Here is a 1,344-nt window from a genome sequence, read left to right as displayed (position 1 = left end):
TAGGAGTGGTCGGAAGAAATTCTGACCACTCTTTTTTTATATAATAGGTACTTTGTTAGGGTCTCCCCCAGTTAAAGCAACAATAAGTGCAATAACCAAGTTTTTAAGTTCCATATTAAATCTTCTCTTAGCCGTTTTATATCCTAAGTTATTAGTATGTTTGTAAATAAGTAATAGCATAGCTGCTATAAGCGTCATATATATCATGACTTGCGTCCCATTTTTATTAAGAGAAACTAAGTGAGCAGTATTAAGTTCTTGCTTTAAGAATCTAAAAAACACTTCTATATCCCATCTCGATTTATAATAATCAGCAATTTGAAAAGGTGTCATCTCAAAATCATTAGTCAAGAACCAAAATTCTTTTTGTTCATTACATTTAGTTTTAACTACCACAAGTCTAAAATCTTGCTCTATTAATTCTTCTCTATAGTAGGTTTTATCTGTTTTGCTAGTAATCTTTTTACCTGTAAAAAGATTGACTCTTGCATCTTTGATAAGCGTATAGTTATCAGAATCTTTTCTATTAATATCTTTTATTAAAGATTCTATCTCATTAAATTTTCTGTTTTGTTTAGATCTAATGATAAAAGGAATATTCTTAGAGGTAAACTCTTGCATTGTTCTAGTAGATTGTAAGCCTCTGTCAATCACATAAATGTTGTTGTGATTTTTATCCTTTTCTACATGTTTTAAAATAGCTTCAGGTAAAGCTAGCTCTTCAGAACTATAACTTGAAGTGTTAAATGTCTCTACTCCACATGGTAATATACCATCGAATAAAGTACTGTATTTGATGTGTTTCTTTCCTGTTTTATAATCTAACCCTTCTACAAGCTTTCCAGCTGTTTCTGATACAAGAGTACTATCTACGCGAATTATATTATAACCTTCGGATTCTTTCTTTGAATAAACAGAAGAGAATTGCTCGTAGATATTCTCATATATTGTCTTAAAATAATCACTGTCTATTTTAGAAAAACGATCTGATATAGAACTACGTCTAACTTTTTCATTTTCATCTAAATCAAACAATGCCTTAAAAATAGAGCCATTAAAAGTATCTTCTAAACTACGTTGACTTAATCTATCATTCTCTAAAATAGAGTATAGCAATAAATAAAACATCTTTTTGCCATGTAATACTTTAGTGTATTTATCTACAGAAGTAGTACTTGACAACTTTGTTAATAGTGCTTCTGGTATAAATTGTAAAATCTGACTAACCGTTATTTTATGATCTTTAAATGTATTCATATACTTTAGTTTCTGCAGCCAAATGTATACATTACCTTACTTTTTTAAACAAAAAAAGTCGGAAGATTAATCTTCCGACCATGACTA

General features: G+C 29.2%; 1 protein-coding gene. It reads right to left on the bottom strand.

Translation table 11 applies throughout. The annotated features are described in order from the left end of the window. Positions 1-36 precede the first annotated feature (36 nt). Entirely contained in the window at positions 37-1,257 is a 1,221-nt protein-coding gene (locus C8P70_RS13710; protein WP_133713858.1) for an IS4 family transposase, read from the bottom strand. Positions 1,258-1,344 lie beyond the last annotated feature (87 nt).

It is taken from the genome of Myroides indicus (assembly GCF_004364575.1).
Taxonomy (GTDB): domain Bacteria; phylum Bacteroidota; class Bacteroidia; order Flavobacteriales; family Flavobacteriaceae; genus Flavobacterium; species Flavobacterium indicum_A.
The sequence above is the reverse complement of the archived record's forward strand: the minus strand, read 5'-3'. Positions and strand labels throughout refer to the sequence as shown.